The following is a 21,291-nucleotide window of genomic DNA, read 5'->3' on the forward strand; positions in this document are numbered from 1 at the left end:
ATATAACAATGATAGCATCCAAAAAATATTCAAGTCCCTCCCTGCTCAGGTTACAGTCAAAATCTCAAGTTACTGTGTGCGTATTAGACCGCAACATTCAGGAAAGATTGGAAAAAATGTGGAGCCACCGCATGTTGACTCACATAGATTTTAAGCATATAGAACCTCATCAATTATGGCAAAATGAGCATTCGGATCTAATAATTTTTGACACTACAACTCTTAATATTTATGAGGGTGGTTTGGGTGATTTACCTCCTTGCATTTTACTCACCTCATCCGAAGATGATCCTATCTACAAGAAAAACCCCATCCAAAAAGTGTCAGATTATCTTTTCATAGACGATTTATCCCCTGCACTTTTATCAAAAAGTATTGAATACACAATAAAACTGAATGATGTAAATCAAAAGCTTTATAATAAAATTGAAGATTACCATCAATTTATAGAGAATAATACCCTCCCTGTATTAATTGTTGATCTAACTACACAAGAAATATTAAAGGCAAACCAAGCAGCAGTTGACCTATATGGCTATTCTAAAGATGAACTTCAGCATATTTCGATACGAGATATAAGACCACCGGAAGACATAGAAATATTTGAAAAAACTATTTCTGGAATTAATGATGAGGCTCAAACTGAATATCCAAATACTTTTAGACACTTAACAAAAGATGGACAGATTATCTATGTAGAATTAAAGGGTATGCCTATTTCAATTAAAGACAGGCGGGTGAGAATGGTATTAATCGAGGATGTTAGTGACCAAATGCAATCCAGAGACCGATTAATAGAAAGTGAAAGGCGATTTAAAGCATTGGTTCAAAATGGATCAGACATAATCGCTCTACTTTCTGCGAACGCAAAATTATTATACATAAGCCCAAGTATAGAACGTGTTTTAGGTTTAAAGCAAGAAGGTGTTATGGACACATCCCTTTTTGACTTCCTTCATCCAGATGACGTTCCATTGATGCAAAAGACACATGCAGATTTGCCAAATGCCACTCATCAAATAAAAGTTGGACCGTATAGGGTAAAAAATACCGATGGTGATTGGAGATGGCTGGAGACTACTTTTTTAAATAAGCTAAATGATTCTGCCATAAATGGCATAGTTGCCTCTTCAAGAGACATTACTAACCAAATTCAAAATCAACAAAAACTTGAAGCTAGCATTATTCGTTATAAAAACATTGTTGACGTTGCAAGCGATATTATTTATGAGTTTCATCTAGAAACGCGTGAAATGAAATTTGTCAGCAATCACTCTGACTCACTATTCGATTATCAAAATAATCAAAGTCTTACAAGGGCTGACTGGGAATTACTACTTCATCCAGAGGATAGAAATAATGTTATTCAATACATGAGTAAGGTTCTTGCCAATAATGAAATAAACCAAGGACTAATCGAATATCGTCTTCGAAAGAAAAATGGCAAATACGCCCATTTCCAAGATCGCTTTTTTGTTCTAAATAAAAACGATGGTCATGGGCAAATACAAGGAGCTTTACAAGATATTAGTTTGCGTAAAACACATGAATCGATCCAGGAGTTCGAAAACAATATGCTAACGCTTTATGCAAAAGATAATAATGAAATAAAGGTTGTTTTAGAGAAAGCATTACTAGCAATTGAAACACTTATAGATGGAGCGATGTGCAGCATACTAAAATTAACAAAAGGTAATTGCGCCCGACACCTTAGCGCTCCCTCAATTCCACCCGCCTATTCACAAGTCATTGATGGGGTTTCCATAGGTCCAAAAGTGGGTTCTTGTGGAACAGCTATGTATGAGGGTTCAATAATCATAGTTGAAGATATCGCTACTAATCCTTTGTGGGAAGACTATAAAGAAATTGCACTAAAATTCGGTTTAAAATCTTGCTGGTCAGTACCTATTAAACATCAAAATGGTAAAGTTATCGGAAGTTTCGCTACTTATTATAATGCGATTCGGAAACCTGACAGTTTTGAGCTAGAACTCATTCAAAGGGCAGCAAACGTTCTTGGTATTATAATGGAAAACTGGCAGGCCCGCGAAGACCTCAAACAGTCAAATGAACGATACGACATAGTAGCTCGTGCTACCAATGATATTATTTGGGAGTATAATCTTGCTACAGAGGAAATGACATCCACCGAAGGGTTATTCCAAAAATTTGGATATAACAAAGAAGAGGATCATTTACATTACAAGTGGTGGCTTAGCAAAATACATCCCGCGGATAAAGAAAATGTCACTCAAACAATCTTAAAACATCTTCGAAACGATAATCCTCAACTTAGTCACAAATATAGATTTAAAACAACCCGTGGCGATTATCGTTACATTCTTGAGCGCTTATATGTGATCAAAAATGACAATCAAATGCCAATTAGAATAATTGGTGCCATGGAAGATATTACTGATAAAGAAAAATACTTACGTGAGATAGAAAAACAAAATCTTCTACTGAAACAAATTTCATGGGATCAGTCTCACAAAGTAAGAGCCCCTTTGGCTCGAATTATGGGTTTGCTAAATGTAATGGAGGCAACTAACAAAAATGACTTTGAAAATGATGAAGTTTTGCGTTATCTTTCTGATTCATCGAAAGAACTTGACCAAATTGTAAGAGGTGTGGTAAGTAAAATTGAACTTATGAAAAATCAACCCGCTTAATGGCATTCGAAATAATCATAATAGACGATGATAAGGTGTTTGTTTGGCTCCAAGAAAAACTTGTGAAAAAAAGCGAATTGCATGCGGCACCTCATTGTTTTCTTAATGCAAAAGATGCCTTAAATTTTATAGATAATAATCTTACCCCAAGCTCCCAATATATAATTTTGCTTGACATTAATATGCCCATCATGAATGGTTGGGATTTCTTAGATTCAATCCAACAGAAACCTTACACCTCTCAAATTGATATAATAATGCTTAGCTCTTCTATTGAATCCAGTGATAAAGAGAGGGCTCGAAATTATTCTCTTGTCAAAGAATATTTGGAAAAACCGTTAACACTTGAGCTTTGTAAGAAGCTCAAGCAAACGCTTTAAGCAACGTTCACTTCTTAGCCCTTAACGCTCCTACCACAGCCAAAAGAGTGAATATCAATCCGATTCCCAATATTGGCAAAGCAATCATCATATTCTGCATGGTCATCATTATGATTACGCCAGTAGTGTTTAGCATAATACCCAATATTACATAGGTTAGAATCTTATTATCCATTTGGACTTTGGTATTTCAATTATTCCACAAAGATTGAAAAATATATGGTGGCCAAAGCACAACAACTGTCCAGTATCGAACAGTCCCTGTCCACTATTGAACTCTTCGCATCCTCATCAAAACACCACTATCTTGACTATCAAAAGTCTAGAGGATGGCACCTTGATTGACTTTTGTGCAGGAATGGGTAAAATACTTACCTTGATTAACTCAAAATAATACCTACAAACACAAACTTACATTATGAAAAAACTTGGATTATTCCTTTTTGCTTTGGCCTTCACCTCACTCGGGTTAACAGCGCAAACTGCTGATGAAATAATTAATGAATATCACCAAGTAACTGGTGGAGCTGATAATTGGAAAAAAATTAAAGGCGTACAAATGGATGCCAAAACAAATCAAGGGGGGATGGAAATTCCGGTAACGATAATATATATGCAGGATGGCCGTGAAATGGTTTCATACAATTTGCAAGGGCAAGAAATTGTATTAACCGCTTACGATGGCAAATCACTGTGGAGCACAAACTTTCAAACCATGAAGCCCGAAAAAGCAGATGAAGAAGCCCTGATAAACAAAAAAAAAGAAGACGATGATTTCCCTGACCCACTTATTGACTATAAAAAGAAAGGCTACGAAGCTGAGTATGTGGGTAAAGAAACCATAGAAGGAACGGAATGCCACAAAGTGAAACTCACCAAAAAACCACAAATCGTTGATGGACAGGAAGTAGATAATATTGAGTACTACTTTTTTGACAACGAAAACAATGTGCTAATTGCTGTAGAAAGTGAAATCACTAGTGGCCCCATCAAAGGTTCTATCGCCCAGATATTGTATAGTGACTACCAGGAAGTTGAGGGACTTTATTTTCCGTTTAGTATTTCTCAGGGTGTAAAAGGCCAAGGTGCACAACCTCTTGAAATTACTACAGTTACTGTGAATCCAGATGTTTCGGAGCGTTCTTTTAGTTTTCCTGAAGAAGCACCAAGCGAAGAGTAATTCCAATTCTATCATTCAACACCAAATCTTAAGCATTATGTTTAAACGTATTTTTTTTGCGGGTTTATCCTTGTGCCTATATACAACTGCTGTAGGACAAGATTCTAATCCGGTCGCAAACCTTTCCGGCAAAGAACTTTTTGGAGACATCAAAGCCAGACAAATTGGACCTGCACTTATGAGCGGCAGGGTGACTGACCTTGAACCTCATCCAACTGATGCACGCGTACTTTATGTAGGCACCGCTGGTGGTGGTGTATGGAAAAGCAGTGATGGTGGAGCCACCGTTTACTCCGTTTTTGATGACTATCCACAATCTATTGGAAATATTGCGGTAGACCCAAATAATCCACAAACGGTATGGGTAGGAACTGGCGAAATATGGACACGAAATAGCACCTCTATAGGTTACGGGCTTTACAAAACTACCGATGGCGGAAATAACTGGGATGAAGTTCCGGGTTTTGAAAAAAGTGAACGCATTAGCAGCATTGAAATAAACCCCAACAATAGTGATGAAATATACATTGGTGTGCTTGGTGCTCTATGGGGCGATAGCGAAAACCGAGGCGTATATAAAACTACAGATGGTGGTAAAACCTGGAATAAAATTTTCTATATAGGCCCGGGAACTGGTGTAAGTGATTTGGTGATGGACCTTACTAATCCGAACATTCTTTATGCATCTATGTGGGAATTTAGGAGAACCGGTTGGTCGTTTAATTCTGGTGGTGAAAAAAGTGCTCTTTATAAATCTACCGATGGTGGTAAAAACTGGAAGAAGATTCATAAGGGCTTCCCCTCTGGTAAATTAGGCCGAATTGCCTTTGCCATGGCACCATCCAATTCACAAATTTTATACACGGCTATAGAGGCCGAGAAAGATTCAGAAAAAGGACTTTACCGCTCCGATGATGGAGGCGCTAGTTGGAAACACCTCAACAATGATTTCGGGATTGTGGTGCGCCCATTCTATTTCTCACGAATTGTAGTAGACCCACGCAATCCAGATATTTTGGTAAAAGGAGGACTGTTTGGCTCATTGAGTCGCGATGGAGGAAAGACCTTTAAAAGTCTGGGAAATATGCATGCCGACATCCATGACATAACGTATGATATCAAAGATTCGGACCGAATGTACGTTGGAACAGATGGTGGACTTTACCGCTCATGGGATGCCGGAACCACCATGGAAATGGTTGAAAACATGCCTGTTTCTCAATTTTATCATATTGATGTGGATGATAAAACCCCCTACAATGTATATGGTGGCCTTCAGGATAATGGCTCGTGGTACGGCCCCACTTCTTCACCCGGTGGTGTGGAGGCACGTGATTGGAACCGAATTGGTTATGGAGACGGCTTTCGAGTACTAAAGCACCCTACCAAAGACATTATCTATTCTGAAATGCAGGGAGCTGAAAACGTGTGGCGCTATGACATTAAGAAAAACCAACAAAAAACGGTGCAACCGCTAAAAGCTGAGGGTGACCCTAAACTCCGCTTTAACTGGAATGCCCCTATGACAACCAGTGCTCACAAACCTGACAGACTTTACATAGGTAGCCAGTTTGTACATCGCTCAGACGATATGGGCGATACATGGGAGAAAGTATCTCCAGACCTGACAACCAATGACCCAAAAAAGCAGAATCAGGAGAATTCAGGAGGTCTTTCAAAAGATAACTCGGGAGCGGAAAACCACACTACCATTTTTACTATTGCCGAGTCACCATTGGATGAAAATATTCTTTGGGTTGGTACAGATGATGGCAATGTGCAACTGACTACTGATGGCGGGAAAAAGTGGAAAAACCTAGTAGGGAACATTGAAGGATTGCCCAAAAACACTTGGGTATATCATATTGAAGCAAGCCATCATGATAAAGGCACGGCTTACGCTGTGTTTGACGGGCACACCAAAAATGATATGAATACTTATGTGTATAAGACCTCTGATTATGGAAAAACGTGGAAATCATTGGCCACCCCAAATATTGAAGGTTTTGCCAGAGCTTTTCAAGAGGATTTAAAAAACCCAAATCTTCTGTTTTTAGGAACAGAGCTTGGCCTTTACATTAGTATAGATGGAGGAACTTCTTGGAAAAAGTTCACCAACAATTTTCCCGCAACAGCGGTGCACTACCTCACCATGCAAAAAAATACGCTTGACCTTGTAGCAGGTACCCATGGCCGTGGAGTTATCATTATTGATGACGTGGCTATTTTACGTGAGCTCACTCCAGAGAATCTGGAGAAAGATGTTCACTTCTTTAGCACCAAACCAGCAATGATGATGGAGGAGAGCGGATTTGGTGGAGCCAGTACAGAAACGCAGTTTGTGGGCCCCAACCCTACTCGCCAAGCCGTAATTTCATACTACCTCAAAAAGCGCCACACGTTTGGGAAGATGACCATGGAAATTCAGGATATGGATGGTAATCTCATTTCTGAAATTGGCCCCAATAAATCGCGGGGAATAAACATAGTAACTTGGAATTATGCCACTCGTCAACCCAAAGTGGCCAAAGGAAAGTCGTTTGCCTACGGTGGATTTGTCTCTCCAAACGTAGAAGCTGGCACATATAAGGCTGTTCTCAAAAAAGGGAAAGAAACCTATGAAACTGAATTTACCGTTTTGAACGATTCCACCTCATTGATTACACCTGAAGAACGGAAAATGAATCGTGAGTTTACCATGGAGCTTTACAATATGACAGAGCAATTGGCCTACATGGTTTATGAAATAGATGAAACCATTGCCACAGCCGAAAAGCTTAAGAAAGCCGACCCCGCTGCTGCTAAAACTGCTCAGGCGGTGATTGACGACCTCAACGGATTAAAGAAAACCTTGGTAACCACCACTGGTGACAATTATGTAGGCCGTGCCGAAAATGAGCTTCGTGAAGACATGCTGGATTTGTATAGCAAAATTGCCACCCGCTTTGACAAGCCAACACCCGCTGAATATGACAATCTAAAAGTGGTGGTTGACGAGTATGGTGAGGCTCAAAAGAAGTTTGAGAAAATAAAGGATGGTTCTGTAAAGAAAATGCAGAAGCAGCTCGAGAAAAGTGAAATGGATTCTCCAGAAATTGAAAGCTTCGAAAGCTTTATTAAAGGATAAATCTATTTTGGATCTTTGATTGACGATTTTAGATTGGGCCATGGCGAAAGCTTTGGCCCTTTTTTACTCCTGTTTGTATCAGTTCTGAAATTCTGTATTACCAGTCTTTCAAAATAGACAAAGCATCAGAAACACTTATAAACTCACTCCCCTCAAGAACCACCAATCCATTACCACATATTTCCAGATTGTTATTCTCCGCGTATGTATTAACACTATCTCTGAAGCCTGCTGTTATAAATTTGAATTGATGAGCATAGCTGCTATCATTCTTAAAATTGAAACCGATTATTAGCTCTTTATAAATATTATCCAAACCCTTTTTCTCATAAGTATCTTGTTCAAAAAGACGCTTGTTTTTCCACAACCAAAAGCTTTCCCAATAGTAAATCCGTTTTCCTACAAAGTTTGCATGAACATCTTCTGAGGTGACTGGAGACCAGTATTGACAGTAAAGTCGTTCATCTTCTAGACTCAGTTGAAATTCTGAAATATTCTTTCGATCCTCAATACTATAATTCCCTATCTCTTCTAAAACTATGCTATCAAGCTTCCAGGCATTACCAATCTCCAGTAGATGTAACTCCTTCCTTTTAGAGTTAAATGATTCAATATAACTGCGGGATAAATACTTTGGAATAAAAAATGCCGCAAAGCCATAGGTTACAAAAAGTGCGAGGAGAAGCAGTCCAATCTGTTTTACTCGAGTCATAATCAAATATAAAAGAAAACCACTCCCTAAGTTCTCGACTCCGTACGAACTTACTACGAACGTATCAGGTTGAGAAGCCTGTCCTGAGCTTGCCGAAGGGAAGTCGAAACCTCACAATTTTCGAATTATCGAATCTTCAAATAACTAACCTATCCTCCACTTACAGTTCCACCATTCCTTTTCGATGTGGGCACCAATACGCTCGTAAAAACGAACGGCATCTTCGTTCCAATCAAGCACTTGCCAATCGAGACGGATAGCTCCAGCTTTTCGAGCTTCATCAGCCGTGGCATTGAGAAGTGCCAAACCAATTCCATTGCCGCGTAAATGCGGCTGAACAATCAGATCCTCCAGATAAAAACAGCGTCCTTTCCAAGTAGAATAGCGTGGGTAATAAAGAGAAACTCCAACAACCTCTCCTTCCAACTCAGCAACCAAAAAATCATAGGCTTTGTGATCTTTCCAATCGGCAAGTAAGGTTTCTGTGGTAACATCTACTTCTTCTGGCATTTTCTCAAACTCTGCCAAATCGTGTATGTGCTGCATTAATGCAGGAATATCTTTTTCCTCTCCCTTTCGGATGGTGAAATCTATCATCTTGTATTTTATTAAAAAGCCCCGGCTAATGCCGAGGCCCGTTAAGAATTTCTTACAACTTAATCTCTACCTGATTGGCCAACAGGTCATCCAGAGTTTGTCTTTTGGTGATCAGATGTGCTTTGCCTTTGTGGATCAAAACTTCAGCCGGCTTGTATCGGCTGTTGTAGTTATTCGCCATGGTAAAGCAATAAGCACCGGCATTGCGGAAGCAAAGAATATCATCTTCCTTAATTTCATTGATCTGACGATCGCTGGCAAAAGTGTCGGTCTCACAGATGTAGCCCACTACCGTGTAAACACGCTTTTTACCAGCAGGATTACTCACGTTTTCGATGTGGTGATACGAATCATAAAACATAGGACGAATCAAGTGATTCATTCCGGTGTCTACTCCTGCAAAAACAGTGGCAGTGGTTTGTTTTATCACATTTACTTTACAGAAAAAGTAGCCTGACTCACTTACCAAAAACTTACCTGGTTCAAACTCGATTTCAAGCTCGCGGCCATATTCTGCACAAAATTCCTTGAAAATCTTAGTCATCTTTTTACCAAGCTCTTCCACATCGGTAGAAATATCATTTGGCTTATAAGCCACCTTAAAGCCACTACCAAAGTCAATATATTTCAAATCAGGGAAGTCGCGAGCTACATTCAGCAATAAGTCCGCTCCTTGGAGGAAAACATCAACATCCAAAATGTCGCTACCTGTGTGCATGTGCACACCTTCTACTTTTATACCCAGGCTTTTTACCAAACGCTCCAAGTGGCGGGTTTGATGAATGGAAATACCAAACTTTGAATCGATATGTCCAACGGAAATCTTAATGTTTCCACCAGCCATAATGTGTGGGTTCAAACGAATACACACAGGATATGTTCCACCATAGTAGCTACCAAATTGCTCAAGAATACTCAGATTGTCGATATTAATTCGAACACCAAAATCTACCGCCTTTTTGATTTCCTCAAAAGAAACTCCGTTTGGTGTAAAGATGATGTCATCGGGTGCAAACCCAGCTTTTAGCCCAAGCTGCACTTCCTGAATAGAAACAGTATCGAGCCCACTTCCCAAATCTTTGAAAAAGCGCAAAACGTTGATATTACTAAGAGCCTTGCAAGCGTAGTTCATCTTGTGTTTGGTACCCTTAAAAGCTTTTGTCAACCGTTTATACTGCGCCTCCATTTTGGCGGTATCGTAAACATAAAGCGGAGTACCATACTCCTTACAAAGGTCAAGAGCATTCACTCCTGAAATCTGATAATTTCCCTCAGTAATTTGCATTTTGAAACTAATTATTAATCGTGTTTATAAATAAAAAAAGGGAGGACTTTACCTAAAAGCCTCCCTCAATAATATATTGATAGCGGGTCGCTTTTAGCGCTCGTTATACATCTGTTTATAGTACTTCTTGTAGTCACCAGAGGTAACATTGTTTAGCCACTCATCATTTTGAAGGTACCAATCTATAGTTTCAGAAAGGCCCTCTTCAAAAGTAACCGATGGCTCCCAGCCCAACTCGTTCTTAATTTTATTGGCATCAATAGCATATCGTCTATCGTGACCTGGGCGGTCGGTTACATAGGTAATCAACTTTTCAGATTCGCCAACTTCACGGCCCAATTTTTCGTCCATCTGCTTAATCAAAATCTTGATTAAGTCAATATTTTGCCACTCGTTAAAACCACCAATATTGTAGGTCTCACCTTCTTTTCCATCATGGAAAACCTGATCAATGGCACGAGCGTGATCAATCACATAAAGCCAGTCACGGGTGTATTTACCATCTCCGTATACAGGCAGTGATTTGTTGTGTTTTATGTTGTGAATAAACAATGGAATCAACTTCTCAGGAAACTGATTTGGACCATAGTTATTGGAACAGTTTGTAATCACGTGCGGCAAACCATAGGTTTCACCATAAGCTCTCACAAAATGATCAGAACTTGCTTTAGAAGCAGAGTATGGAGAGTTTGGATCGTAAGAAGTAGTCTCCTCAAAAAGACCCGTTTCTCCTAATGTTCCATACACCTCATCTGTACTAATGTGGTAAAAAAGCTTGCCTTCAAAATTACCTTTCCAGGTATCTCTGAAAGAGTTTAGCAAGTTTACAGTGCCAATGATGTTTGTCTTTACAAAACTAAGAGGATCAGTGATAGAGCGATCGACATGACTTTCTGCTGCCAAATGAATTACACTGTCAAACTTATAATCAGCAAACAGCTTGTCCATGGCATCACCATCCACAATGTCAGCTTTTATAAACTCGTAATTCTCTTTATCCTCAATATCCTTAAGATTTTCAAGATTACCCGCATAGGTAAGAGCATCAAGGTTATAAATCTTGTATTCAGGATATTTATTTACGAAAAGACGCACCACATGTGAACCGATAAAACCGGCACCACCTGTGATTAATATTTTTTTAGCTGACATGCTTTAAAATTTGTGCAAAGAAAGTAAAACTCTCTAATTAAGTATGGCTTAGTTGTATTGTAAATCAGGACTTAACTTTATCAGCCATTTCCTGTCTTATTTTCTTTTCCCATCGCCAGGCATCTGCCATGGCATCATCTAAAGTTTTTTCGGTAGTCCAGCCCAAAACCTCATTGGCTTTAGTCGTGTCTGCATAAGCTGCAGTTACATCACCGGGTCTGCGATCTACAATTTTGTAGTTCAGCTTTTCTCCAGAAACTTTCTCGAAAGATTGAATTACTTCAAGAACTGTGCTGCCAGTCCCTGTTCCTAGATTAAAAACTTCGTAGTTATCCGCGTTCTTTTTGCTAACCAAACGCTCAACAGCTATCACGTGTGCCTTGGCTACGTCCACCACATGAATATAGTCGCGCACACAAGTGCCATCGCGGGTTTCATAATCATTGCCAAAAACTGCAAGTTGCTCACGCAAACCAATAGCCGTTTGGGTAACGTATGGTACCAAATTAAGCGGAACACCAAGAGGAAGTTCACCAATCTTAGCTGTTGGGTGAGCCCCAATCGGGTTAAAATATCTTAGAGAAACAACGTTGAAATTATGCGCACGAATGGCATCTTTCAAAATCTCCTCCCCTACTTGTTTTGTATTTCCATAAGGAGAAAGCGCTTCTACCACAGGGCTGTTTTCGGTAATGGGCAAATCATCCGTTTCGCCATATACCGTACAGCTGCTGCTGAATATCAAGTTATCCAAGTCATAATCACGCATCCCTTGTAGGATGTGAACCAACGATCCAAAATTATTCTCGTAATACTCCAGTGGCTTATGCACAGACTCACCCACAGCCTTGTAAGCCGCAAAGTGAATTACACCGTCAATATCTTTATGATTTTCAAAAAAGGAATAGACAGCGCTTTTGTCTTTAAGATCCAGCTCCACAAACTCCGGCTTTTGATTAGTGATACTTACGATCCTTTCCAACACATCACTTGTTGTGTTGCTCAAATCATCAATAATCACCGCTTCGTGACCTGCCTGCTGCAGCTCCACCACAGTATGTGAACCGATAAATCCCAAACCACCGGTTACAAGAATTTTAGCCATTTGCTTCTACTTTTGCTTTGCGGATATAGCCTTCAAAATCTTTATGCTCTTTTTTGTAAAGCTCATCTTCAGGAAGGTTCTTAAAATAATCATAAGTGATTTTTAAACCTTCAGCACGATTTACTTTTGGCTCCCATCCAAGAATTTCGCGGGCCTTAGTAATGTTTGGCTGGCGCTGAGTAGGATCATCTTTAGGAAGATCTTGGTAAATCACTTTTTGGGTGGTTCCTGTCAATTTGATAATCTCCTCCGCAAAATCGCCAATTGTGATTTCATCAGGGTTACCAATGTTTACCGGCTGAGCATAATCACTCAAAAGCAAACGGTAAATACCTTCTACCAAATCATCAACATAGCAGAAAGAACGCGTTTGCGAACCATCACCAAATACAGTAAGATCTTCACCGCGCAAAGCCTGGCCAATGAAGGCTGGCAATACACGACCATCATTTAGACGCATACGTGGCCCGTAAGTGTTAAAAATACGGATGATGCGGGTTTCTAAACCATGATACGTATGGTAAGCCATAGTCATAGCTTCCTGAAAACGCTTGGCTTCATCATACACACCGCGTGGACCAACAGGGTTTACATGTCCCCAATATTCTTCTGTTTGAGGATGAACTTCAGGGTCACCGTACACCTCAGAGGTAGAAGCCACCAAAATACGCGCTCCTTTAGCCATAGCTAAACCAAGGCAATTGTGCGTTCCCAAAGAACCTACCTTCAAAGTTTGAATAGGAATCTTTAGGTAATCAATAGGGCTGGCTGGTGAGGCAAAGTGCAGGATATAATCCAACTCACCAGGAACGTGGATAAACTTAGAAACGTCATGATGACAAAACTCAAAGTTTTCAAGTGCAAAAAGGTGCTCAATATTTTTAAGGTCACCGGTAATGAGATTGTCCATCCCAATTACGTGGTATCCTTCTTTTATAAAACGATCACAGAGATGTGAACCTAAAAATCCGGCAGCTCCGGTAATTAATATTCTTTTCATCTTAAAGTGATTTAATTCCGATGCTGTGGTATTCAATTCCCTGACGCTCCATTTCTGCTCTGTCAAAGATGTTTCTACCATCAAAGATTAGGTTGTTCTTTAGGCGGGCTTTTACTTCGCTAAAGTCTGGAGCTTTAAACTCTGACCATTCGGTTACTACCAAGAGGGCATCTGCATCGCGTAGGGCGTCATATTCGTCTACTGCGTATTCTATTTTGTCCCCAATCATGTGCTTGGCTTCTTCTTTGGCTACCGGATCGTATGCGCAAACGGTTGCTCCTTCGGCCAATAGATTTTCAATAATTACCAATGATGGTGCTTCGCGCATATCATCGGTGTTGGGCTTAAAGGATAGTCCCCACATGGCGAATTTCTTTCCGGAAAGGTTGCCAAATTTCTTCTTCACCTTATTGAAAAGGACGTGCTTCTGGTCTTCGTTCACATCTTCTACCGATTGCAGGATACGCATTTCGTAACCATTTTCGCGGGCCGTACGTACCAATGCTTTTACATCTTTTGGGAAACAGCTACCTCCGTATCCAATACCCGGGTAGATGAATTTGTTGCCAATACGTGGATCTGAACCGATTCCTTTGCGTACCAAGTTCACATCAGCCCCCATCACTTCGCATAGGTTTGCGATGTCGTTCATAAAGCTAATCTTGGTAGCCAGCATAGCATTGGCGGCATATTTTGTCATTTCAGCGGAAGCGATATCCATGAAAATAACCGGGTGACCGTTTAGTACAAACGGATGATATAATTTTTCTAAAACCAAACGAGCGCGCTCACTTTCTATACCTACCACAATGCGGTCTGGTTTCATAAAGTCGTTTACGGCTGCTCCTTCTTTTAAGAATTCTGGATTGGAAGCTACATCGTATTCAATGTTTACTCCACGGGCATCCAAAGCGTTTTGAATGGCATTTTTCACCTTGGCCGCTGTGCCTACTGGCACGGTGCTTTTGGTGATGATTACGCCATAATCATTCATGTTTTCGCCAATTTGGCGAGCCACGGTAAGCACATACTGAAGGTCGGCACTACCATCTTCTCCGGGAGGCGTTCCTACAGCGATAAAGGCTACATCGGCTCCTTTGATGCTTTCGGTCAAGTTAGTACTAAACTTCAATCGGCCTTTGTCATAATTGCGGTGTACCAATTTATCCAGCCCTGGTTCGTATATAGGCAAAATGCCTTGCTTTAGGTTTTCGATTTTCTTGGTATCTACGTCTACGCAAACTACATCGATACCTACTTCGGCCAAACATGTGCCCGTTACCAAGCCTACATAGCCTGTGCCTACTACTACTATTTTCATGCTTTTAGATTATTAAGAGTGTGATTCCCAAAGAGGTTTGGGCTTATGTTTCATTGTTTAATTGACAAATTCTAAAAATGACTCAGTGATAAACGTTAATTGCTCATCATCCAATTCGGAATGCATAGGTAACGAAATCACTTGACTTGCAAGCATCTCTGCCACTGGAAACTGCCCTTCAGTATACCTATCATCCTGATACGCCTTTTGCATATGCAAGGGCACCGGATAGTAAATCATTGCAGGAATTCCCTTCCTGTTAAGGTGTTCGATAAGTTCAGCCCTGTCCACATCTTCTAACTTAAGAGTGTACTGATGAAAAACATGTGTACTACCTTTTACCTTCGCTGGTGTTTTTATTTTATCGCTTGCAGCAAATGCATCACTGTAAAAATCAGCAGCTCTTTTGCGTGAAGCGTTATACGTATCCAAGTGAGGAAGTTTCTTTCTTAGTATTGCCGCCTGAATACTATCTAATCTAGAGTTCACGCCAATTTCATCGTGATAATAACGAACTGTCATTCCATGATTGGCAATCACACGAAGCTTCTCTGCATACTCATCATTTTGAGTAAAAATGGCTCCTCCATCTCCAAAGCATCCTAAATTTTTACTTGGGAAAAATGATGTAGTCCCTATATCACCCATGGTTCCAGCCTTAGCGGTGGTTCCATCAGCAAATGTGTAATCTGCACCAATGGCCTGAGCTGTATCTTCTATCACAAACAAGTTATGCTCCTTGGCGATTTTCATGATCGCCTCCATATCGGCACATTGCCCAAAAAGGTGTACAGGAACTATCGCTTTAGTTTTTGGAGTAATTGCTTTTTCCACCTCTTGCGGATCTAGCATAAATGTATCTGGATCAACATCCACCAATACTGGAGTCAATCCTAAAAGAGCAATCACTTCGGCTGTAGCCACAAATGTAAAAGTAGCCGTAATCACCTCATCACCGGGCTTTAACCCTAGCGCCATCATCGCCATTTGTAAAGCATCAGTACCGTTAGCACATGGTATTACATGTTTTACTTTCAGATATTCTTCAAGTTCTTTCTGGAAATTCTTTACCTCAGGACCATTGATGTAGGCCGAAGAACGAATAACCTCAAGCACTGACTGATCAACATCCTCCTGTATCTTTTCATATTGGCTGACAAGGTCAACCATCTGAATTTTTTTCATTGGGTGATTTTTGTATTGAGCAAATATATACATCGACACAAAAAACTCAGGCTTATTATACTTTAAACTCATTTTTATTATCGGTGTCCTACACAATATTGATATTAAAGACCCCGTTGCGCTATTCCCGCAATGAAAACCTAAATTTGCCGAACAGATTTCAATATGAAAAGATTCATTATACTTTTTACACTTTTGGCAACGGCCTCCATAGTATATGGACAGCGCAGCCAAAAAGCAGCTTCGGCTTGGCTAATTCAACCGTCCTACTCCTACTTATTTTCCGGTGGCGACATGGAAAATCGCTTTGGCGACTTTATGGGTGTGGGGCTAGGTGTAGGTTACAAAACCGCTAATAATTGGATAGTAAGTGTGGATGCACAGTTTACTTTTGGTAATAATGTGAAAAATGTAGGACCGCTGCTGAATACAATGCTTACGAAAAAAGGCAACATACTTAATGAAACAGGAAACTATGGCGACATTGATGTAAACCAACGCGGATGGCTTGGCTCTTTAGATGTTTCCAAAACTTTCAACTTTTTGAGTGTAAACCCTAACTCCGGTATAAATCTATTATTTGGAGCTGGCGGTTTGTGGCATTATATAAACTTTAACACCCCGGGAAAAGACATCCCACAGGTAATGGGTGAGTATGACAAAGGCTATGATGAAATGAGTGGCGGCTTTATGCTAAAGCAATCCATCGGCTACGTATACCTGAGCCGTAACAGAAGGGTGAACTTTAAAATTTCATTTGAAATAATGGAAGCTTTCACTACCAACTATCGCAAGTTTAGCTACAGCACAGGTAAGCCGGTAACCGGCACCATGAATGATTTCATTTATGGATTCAAAGCGCAATGGATACTTCCGATATATGGAACCCAATCCACTGGTGGCAATCACTATTACTACGATTGATGTACCTGAATTTCTACAATTGGGCTATGCACCTCTTTGGCGCATCACTTGGCTTGGTAGGAAAATTTAATGACAAGCTGAAAGCCGGATATGAAGGCCGGAAAAACCTATTCCCTCGATTGGAAAAAGCCCTTGATGGCGAAACTAAAATCATTTGGTTTCATGCCGCTTCCTTAGGTGAAGCTGAGCAAGCTGTGCCCATACTGGAAGCTGTACGCAAAGAATATAATCAGCACAAAATATTGCTAACTTTTTTTTCCCCTTCCGGGATGGATCACTTTAAGAGAAAGGACTTGGCGGACTTTGTTTTTTACCTACCCTTAGACACAAAGTCTAACGCACGTAAATTTTTGGACATTGTAAAACCAGGACTGGCCTTTTTTGTGAAGTATGAGATATGGCCCAATTTCTTTAGAGAAGTCAAGCACCGTGGAATACCATTAATTATCGCTCCGGCTGTTTTCCTTCCTGATTTTTTTTACTTTAAGAATCCTCACAAAAAACACTTTATTCCTTTGCTAAAAGGAGCTGATCAAATATTGGTGCAGGATGAAAATTCACAAAAACTACTGGCTGAACATGGTGTAAAATCTAATATATGCGGAGATAGCCGATTTGACCGGGTATTGCAAAATGCCGCTACACCTTTTGAGGATAAAATTTTGCACGACTTTACCCAAAACGCCACAACCCTTATTGGAGGAAGCACCTGGCAAAAAGGGGAAGAAATACTGGCAGAAGTCTTGAAGGCAAACCCTGATCTCAAAATGATAATTGCTCCTCACAATATAAAAGAGGAAAATATAAAACGTGTATCGGATTTATTTAAACCCTACGGAGCGTTTCGCTACAGCCAAGCAGGGCACCAAACCACAGAAAGCCGTGTTTGTATAATTGATAACATTGGCCTACTGAGCCGCCTATACCGCTATGGCGACATGGCCTACATTGGCGGAGCCTTTGGCAAGGGAATTCACAACTCGCTGGAAGCGGCAGCTTATGGCCTACCTCTGTTTTTTGGGCCCAATCACCAAACTTTTATCGAGCCGCAGCTTATGCTAAAGGAAGGTTTTGCCACAGAGATAAAAGGTGCCAACGATTTACAAAAAGTACTAAACCCAATGCTAAAGGATAAGACTCATCTTAAAATCTTACAGCAGCAAGCGCGAACATTTGTAGAGCAAAATTCTGGCAGTGTGGATAAGGTAATGCTAAGCTTTAATACTTTGCTTCCAAAATAAAAAGCCTCAAAGCTACTTTCTAGAAATACTTTAGTCTTTATTACGGTAGTATTACAAAACGTATACGCAATAAAAGTAGCTCATTGAAGGACCAACCGGAAAACGCTATACAAAAAGCAGTTTAAGGAAAACACTAAAACAAAGTTTAGAAACATGTTGTATTCGCAAATCGATTCGACTGCATGATTTACGTCACAGTATTGCGACTCACTTGTTGGAAGATGGCACAGATATTCGGTATACACAGGCCCTGTCAGAACACAGCATCACAAAAACGACTGACCGCGTAGCAGCACCGTAGATAAATCTACGCACATGTAAGCATATACCGTATCAGCCTGATTCAAACTTCTTATGTAAATAATTATATAACGTAAATTCCCGTTATACGCTCATTAACATTAGTTAAAAAGAATCTGCCTCCGTTCAATAATTTAATCAATGTCAAGATTTCTGGATTAGGTAGAGTGCAAAGTTGCAAAACAGAACCTGCTGATATCGATCAAGTTCAGCTATTTTTAGCAAAAAATCATTCTATATGGATTTTGGATCAAGCTATTGGTGCAGATATTGCAATAATTCAGAAAACTATACCAAATGATAAGAAACATAATATCTGGGGTTTGTTTGTTGTTGAATTTCCATTTTGTATCAGCACAAGCTGAAAAATTACAATGGTTAGATATTGAATTGTCCAATTATCAATATCCGTATGAAGTTTCATTTTTGGAGTTAAACATCCAAGAACAAAACCTAAAAATGGCGTATATGGACGTTAAACCTGAAGCATATAACGGCAAAAACATTGTACTTTTTCACGGTAAAAATTTTAATGGTGCTTATTGGGAAACAACCATTAAAGCATTAGCTAAAGCAGGGTTTCGTGTAATCGTCCCAGACCAAATAGGCTTTGGAAAATCGTCTAAACCTTTACATTTTCATTATACCTTTCAGCATTTAGCACAAAACACAAAATCACTTTTAGACACATTGGGTATTGAAAAAACAGCCATTTTAGGACATTCAATGGGCGGAATGTTAGCCACTCGATTTGCCTTAATGTATCCAGAAATGACAGAAAAGTTTATTCTAGAAAACCCCATTGGCTTGGAAGACTGGAAACTAAAAGTACCTTACAAACCTGTAGAATGGTGGTATAAAAATGAACTTAAAAAAAGTTATGAAGGGATAAAGAAATATCAATTGGTGAATTACTATGACAACAATTGGAAACCCGAATACGACCAATGGGTAAATTTATTGGCGGGTTGGACCTTAAATTCTGATTACAAAACCATAGCCTGGAATAATGCCCTAACGTATGATATGATTTTTACACAACCCGTTGTGTATGAGTTTAAAAACATCACTGCCCCAACTTTGCTTATTATTGGAACCCGAGACAGAACCGCACTTGGCAAACCGCTTGTAAGTGAAGACACAAGAAATACAATGGGCTTATATAACCAGTTAGGAAAAGAAACTCAAAAGAAAATACCCAACGCTGAATTAATAGAGTTACAGAATGTTGGACATCTTCCCCATATCGAAAAATTTGAAGCTTTTATTTCTCCATTGATAAAGTTTTTGCAACTTTAGATTCAGCATAACACTTCATGAAGAAATATATAATACTTATTGCGGTAGCAACTTTCTTAATATCCTGCCATAATAATCAGACTAAAATAGAGATAGAAAATTCCCCGAACATATTGCTGATAATTGCAGATGATATGGGGAAAGATGCTTTAGCCGGCTTTACAGAAGGGAGTGTAAAACCACACACTCCGAATATTGATACTATTAGAAAAAAGGGGTTAAATTTTACCAACTTCTGGACTTATCCAACGTGCTCACCTACAAGAGCATCAATGATTACAGGTAAATATGGGTACAGAACCGATGTAAGGTGGGCAAATCAAAAATTAAGCGAAAGTGAAATCCTGTTACAAAAATACATCAACGACAACACCAACAATAGTTATGCAACTGCTGTAGTTGGCAAATGGCATATATCTGGATATGATGCAACAATTAACCCAGAAACCTTTGGTATCGATTATTATGAAGGTATTTTTATAGGCTCTGTAAAAAATTATTATAACTGGCCGTTGTCCAAAAATGGAAAACAATACAATAGCAGAGAGTACACCACCAAAAAGTTTACCGATTTAGCTTCTCATTGGATTCAAAAACAAGACAAACCTTGGTTTATGTGGTTAGCATATAATGCACCACACACTCCCTTTCATATTCCTCCAGATGAAATGCATAAACAAGGAAATTTACCTCCTTACAAAGAAGGTGTAGACCCAACACCTTATTTTATGGCTTCAATCGAAGCAATGGACCATCAAGTAGGACAACTATTGAATTCATTATCAAAAGAAGAAAGAGAAAATACACTTATCATTTTTATGGGTGACAATGGTAACGAACCTGTTGTGACACAAGCCCCATATGCTTCAAATCAAGTGAAGAGAAGTCTTTATCAAGGTGGCATTAATATGCCTTTGTTTGTATCTGGCAAGGGTGTGGAACGCAAAGGGATCGACAACAATTTAATTACAAGTACAGATATTTTTGCTACGATTGCCGAAATAGCTGGGGTGGAAATTGATGAAATAAACGATAGCAAAAGTTTTAAGTCGCTTTTGTCCGAAAAAAAATCAATTAGAAAGTATCAGTATTCTGAAATGAAGAATGAAAAAAATGATGCTTGGACCATTAGCGATGGCACTTACAAATTATTAGTGTTTGCTAATGGAAAAGAAGAAATGTACAACTTAATTAATGATCCATACGAAAAAAACAACATTCTGAATTCGGTAATAAGTACTATTGAAAAAAAATCTAAAGAAGAGTTGGAAATTGAATTATCAAGGATAAGAAATTAAAAATAACTATTACCAACAACGTATCCCATGTAAAGCAGTCTTCCCAACCTTAGATTAGATAATTAAAGATACTATTTAAGATTTTTCTATTCCATTTTTATTGTCCTTTTTAAACTTTTAGAGTGTTGACAAAAACCTTCACCACCCTCGGGTATCTCGAAAATATTTTGGGTTTGTCATTACGATAAAAGTCCGCCTTGGCAGTTCCCTCATTTCTCAGCCCTTCCCTCTTGAATTTTGCATCCCTACTTTTGGAGGGCTTTTGGTTCTGCAGACATAGTGGTGGTATGGATCCGCCAACTCTTCTTGTGGATATCGATACAATGAATATTTTGATGCGGTAGTGTTTTGAGCTTACATGGTACAGGTATTTTAAAAGTTTACCCGAACTTAGGACACTGCTTTTACATAGGGGCTAAAAAGTTCATGACCGTTATCGGCTGCCATGCCACTTATGTAAACCATTAACAGCAAGTATAAAGCAAAACTCAATTAATTGCAATTAACTATAAA

General features: G+C 39.4%; 18 protein-coding genes. 9 read left to right on the forward strand and 9 right to left on the reverse strand.

Features of this window, described 5'->3' with window-relative positions; genetic code table 11:
• Positions 1-8 precede the first annotated feature (8 nt).
• Together OWEHO_RS08170 and OWEHO_RS08175 are read left to right on the forward strand one after the other, a co-directional pair.
• Positions 9-2,672 carry a PAS domain-containing protein gene (locus OWEHO_RS08170; RefSeq protein ID WP_014202003.1) on the forward strand — a complete coding sequence of 888 codons (2,664 nt, stop codon included), beginning with the start codon at positions 9-11 and terminating at the stop codon, positions 2,670-2,672.
• Complete coding sequence (locus OWEHO_RS08175; protein WP_014202004.1) at positions 2,672-3,052, forward strand: response regulator; 381 nt, start codon at positions 2,672-2,674, stop codon at positions 3,050-3,052. The genes OWEHO_RS08170 and OWEHO_RS08175 overlap by 1 nt, the downstream gene beginning before the upstream one ends.
• Before the next feature lie 7 nt (positions 3,053-3,059).
• Here OWEHO_RS08175 and OWEHO_RS18490 read toward each other — a convergent pair whose 3' ends face one another.
• The gene (locus tag OWEHO_RS18490) at positions 3,060-3,227 is read right to left on the reverse strand and encodes a hypothetical protein (RefSeq protein ID WP_014202005.1); all 168 of its coding nucleotides are present in this window, start codon (positions 3,225-3,227) and stop codon (positions 3,060-3,062) included.
• A 243-nt stretch (positions 3,228-3,470) separates the two neighbouring features.
• On the opposite strand from OWEHO_RS18490, the gene OWEHO_RS08180 reads away from it, so the two are divergent.
• Positions 3,471-4,232, forward strand: a complete 762-nt coding sequence (locus OWEHO_RS08180; RefSeq protein WP_014202006.1) for a LolA-like protein — start codon at positions 3,471-3,473, stop codon at positions 4,230-4,232.
• Positions 4,233-4,269: 37 nt separating this feature from the next.
• Positions 4,270-7,359, forward strand: coding sequence for a WD40/YVTN/BNR-like repeat-containing protein (locus tag OWEHO_RS08185; protein ID WP_014202007.1), 3,090 nt, complete (start codon positions 4,270-4,272; stop codon positions 7,357-7,359).
• A gap of 97 nt (positions 7,360-7,456) precedes the next feature.
• Here the strand turns inward: OWEHO_RS08185 and OWEHO_RS08190 are convergent, their stop codons facing one another.
• From OWEHO_RS08190 to OWEHO_RS08225, 8 genes are all read right to left on the reverse strand, one after another.
• A complete protein-coding gene (locus tag OWEHO_RS08190; RefSeq protein ID WP_014202008.1) occupies positions 7,457-8,071 on the reverse strand; it encodes a hypothetical protein in 615 nt (204 codons plus the stop codon).
• Between the two features lie 144 nt (positions 8,072-8,215).
• Positions 8,216-8,668 carry a GNAT family N-acetyltransferase gene (locus tag OWEHO_RS08195; RefSeq protein WP_014202009.1) on the reverse strand — a complete coding sequence of 151 codons (453 nt, stop codon included), beginning with the start codon at positions 8,666-8,668 and terminating at the stop codon, positions 8,216-8,218.
• 52 nt (positions 8,669-8,720) lie between these two features.
• Entirely contained in the window at positions 8,721-9,953 is a 1,233-nt protein-coding gene (lysA, locus tag OWEHO_RS08200) for a diaminopimelate decarboxylase (RefSeq protein ID WP_014202010.1), read from the reverse strand.
• 93 nt (positions 9,954-10,046) lie between these two features.
• Positions 10,047-11,105, reverse strand: a complete 1,059-nt coding sequence (rfbB, locus tag OWEHO_RS08205; RefSeq protein WP_014202011.1) for a dTDP-glucose 4,6-dehydratase — start codon at positions 11,103-11,105, stop codon at positions 10,047-10,049.
• A 64-nt stretch (positions 11,106-11,169) separates the two neighbouring features.
• Positions 11,170-12,210 (reverse strand): UDP-glucose 4-epimerase GalE, encoded by a 1,041-nt coding sequence (gene galE, locus OWEHO_RS08210; RefSeq protein ID WP_014202012.1) that lies wholly within the window; start codon positions 12,208-12,210, stop codon positions 11,170-11,172.
• A complete protein-coding gene (locus OWEHO_RS08215) occupies positions 12,203-13,210 on the reverse strand; it encodes a UDP-glucuronic acid decarboxylase family protein (protein WP_014202013.1) in 1,008 nt (335 codons plus the stop codon). Before OWEHO_RS08215 ends, galE begins: the two co-directional genes overlap by 8 nt.
• Before the next feature lies 1 nt (position 13,211).
• Entirely contained in the window at positions 13,212-14,531 is a 1,320-nt protein-coding gene (locus tag OWEHO_RS08220; protein ID WP_014202014.1) for a UDP-glucose dehydrogenase family protein, read from the reverse strand.
• 57 nt (positions 14,532-14,588) lie between these two features.
• Positions 14,589-15,716, reverse strand: a complete 1,128-nt coding sequence (locus OWEHO_RS08225) for a DegT/DnrJ/EryC1/StrS family aminotransferase (RefSeq protein WP_041628077.1) — start codon at positions 15,714-15,716, stop codon at positions 14,589-14,591.
• A gap of 165 nt (positions 15,717-15,881) precedes the next feature.
• Between OWEHO_RS08225 and OWEHO_RS08230 the strand changes: the two genes are divergently transcribed.
• The 5 genes from OWEHO_RS08230 (at position 15,882) to OWEHO_RS08245 (ending at position 20,778) form a co-directional block, all read left to right on the forward strand.
• The gene (locus OWEHO_RS08230; RefSeq protein WP_014202016.1) at positions 15,882-16,640 is read left to right on the forward strand and encodes a hypothetical protein; all 759 of its coding nucleotides are present in this window, start codon (positions 15,882-15,884) and stop codon (positions 16,638-16,640) included.
• Positions 16,580-17,881: a 3-deoxy-D-manno-octulosonic acid transferase gene (locus tag OWEHO_RS08235; protein ID WP_014202017.1), complete on the forward strand. Its 1,302-nt coding sequence runs from the start codon at positions 16,580-16,582 to the stop codon at positions 17,879-17,881. Before OWEHO_RS08230 ends, OWEHO_RS08235 begins: the two co-directional genes overlap by 61 nt.
• An 82-nt stretch (positions 17,882-17,963) precedes the next feature.
• Positions 17,964-18,182, forward strand: a complete 219-nt coding sequence (locus OWEHO_RS18785; protein WP_083827984.1) for a tyrosine-type recombinase/integrase — start codon at positions 17,964-17,966, stop codon at positions 18,180-18,182.
• Between the two features lie 296 nt (positions 18,183-18,478).
• The gene (locus OWEHO_RS08240; protein ID WP_014202018.1) at positions 18,479-19,480 is read left to right on the forward strand and encodes an alpha/beta fold hydrolase; all 1,002 of its coding nucleotides are present in this window, start codon (positions 18,479-18,481) and stop codon (positions 19,478-19,480) included.
• A gap of 17 nt (positions 19,481-19,497) precedes the next feature.
• Entirely contained in the window at positions 19,498-20,778 is a 1,281-nt protein-coding gene (locus tag OWEHO_RS08245; protein WP_014202019.1) for a sulfatase-like hydrolase/transferase, read from the forward strand.
• Positions 20,779-21,291: the final 513 nt, after the last annotated feature.

Source organism: Owenweeksia hongkongensis DSM 17368 (assembly GCF_000236705.1).
GTDB classification, from domain to species: domain Bacteria; phylum Bacteroidota; class Bacteroidia; order Flavobacteriales; family Schleiferiaceae; genus Owenweeksia; species Owenweeksia hongkongensis.

Bases quoted from the DNA above. Each gene is read 5' to 3' on its own strand.
- OWEHO_RS08175 (WP_014202004.1), top strand. From the start codon at position 2,672: ATGGCATTCGAAATAATCATAATAGACGATGATAAGGTGTTTGTTTGG.
- OWEHO_RS08230 (WP_014202016.1), top strand. From the start codon at position 15,882: ATGAAAAGATTCATTATACTTTTTACACTTTTGGCAACGGCCTCCATA.
- lysA (WP_014202010.1), bottom strand. From the start codon at position 9,953: ATGCAAATTACTGAGGGAAATTATCAGATTTCAGGAGTGAATGCTCTT.
- OWEHO_RS08170 (WP_014202003.1), top strand. From the start codon at position 9: ATGATAGCATCCAAAAAATATTCAAGTCCCTCCCTGCTCAGGTTACAG.
- OWEHO_RS08180 (WP_014202006.1), top strand. From the start codon at position 3,471: ATGAAAAAACTTGGATTATTCCTTTTTGCTTTGGCCTTCACCTCACTC.
- rfbB (WP_014202011.1), bottom strand. From the start codon at position 11,105: ATGTCAGCTAAAAAAATATTAATCACAGGTGGTGCCGGTTTTATCGGT.
- OWEHO_RS08220 (WP_014202014.1), bottom strand. From the start codon at position 14,531: ATGAAAATAGTAGTAGTAGGCACAGGCTATGTAGGCTTGGTAACGGGC.
- OWEHO_RS08235 (WP_014202017.1), top strand. From the start codon at position 16,580: ATGGATACTTCCGATATATGGAACCCAATCCACTGGTGGCAATCACTA.
- OWEHO_RS08215 (WP_014202013.1), bottom strand. From the start codon at position 13,210: ATGAAAAGAATATTAATTACCGGAGCTGCCGGATTTTTAGGTTCACAT.
- OWEHO_RS08245 (WP_014202019.1), top strand. From the start codon at position 19,498: ATGAAGAAATATATAATACTTATTGCGGTAGCAACTTTCTTAATATCC.
- OWEHO_RS08190 (WP_014202008.1), bottom strand. From the start codon at position 8,071: ATGACTCGAGTAAAACAGATTGGACTGCTTCTCCTCGCACTTTTTGTA.
- OWEHO_RS18490 (WP_014202005.1), bottom strand. From the start codon at position 3,227: ATGGATAATAAGATTCTAACCTATGTAATATTGGGTATTATGCTAAAC.
- OWEHO_RS08240 (WP_014202018.1), top strand. From the start codon at position 18,479: ATGATAAGAAACATAATATCTGGGGTTTGTTTGTTGTTGAATTTCCAT.
- galE (WP_014202012.1), bottom strand. From the start codon at position 12,210: ATGGCTAAAATTCTTGTAACCGGTGGTTTGGGATTTATCGGTTCACAT.
- OWEHO_RS08185 (WP_014202007.1), top strand. From the start codon at position 4,270: ATGTTTAAACGTATTTTTTTTGCGGGTTTATCCTTGTGCCTATATACA.
- OWEHO_RS08195 (WP_014202009.1), bottom strand. From the start codon at position 8,668: ATGATAGATTTCACCATCCGAAAGGGAGAGGAAAAAGATATTCCTGCA.
- OWEHO_RS08225 (WP_041628077.1), bottom strand. From the start codon at position 15,716: ATGAAAAAAATTCAGATGGTTGACCTTGTCAGCCAATATGAAAAGATA.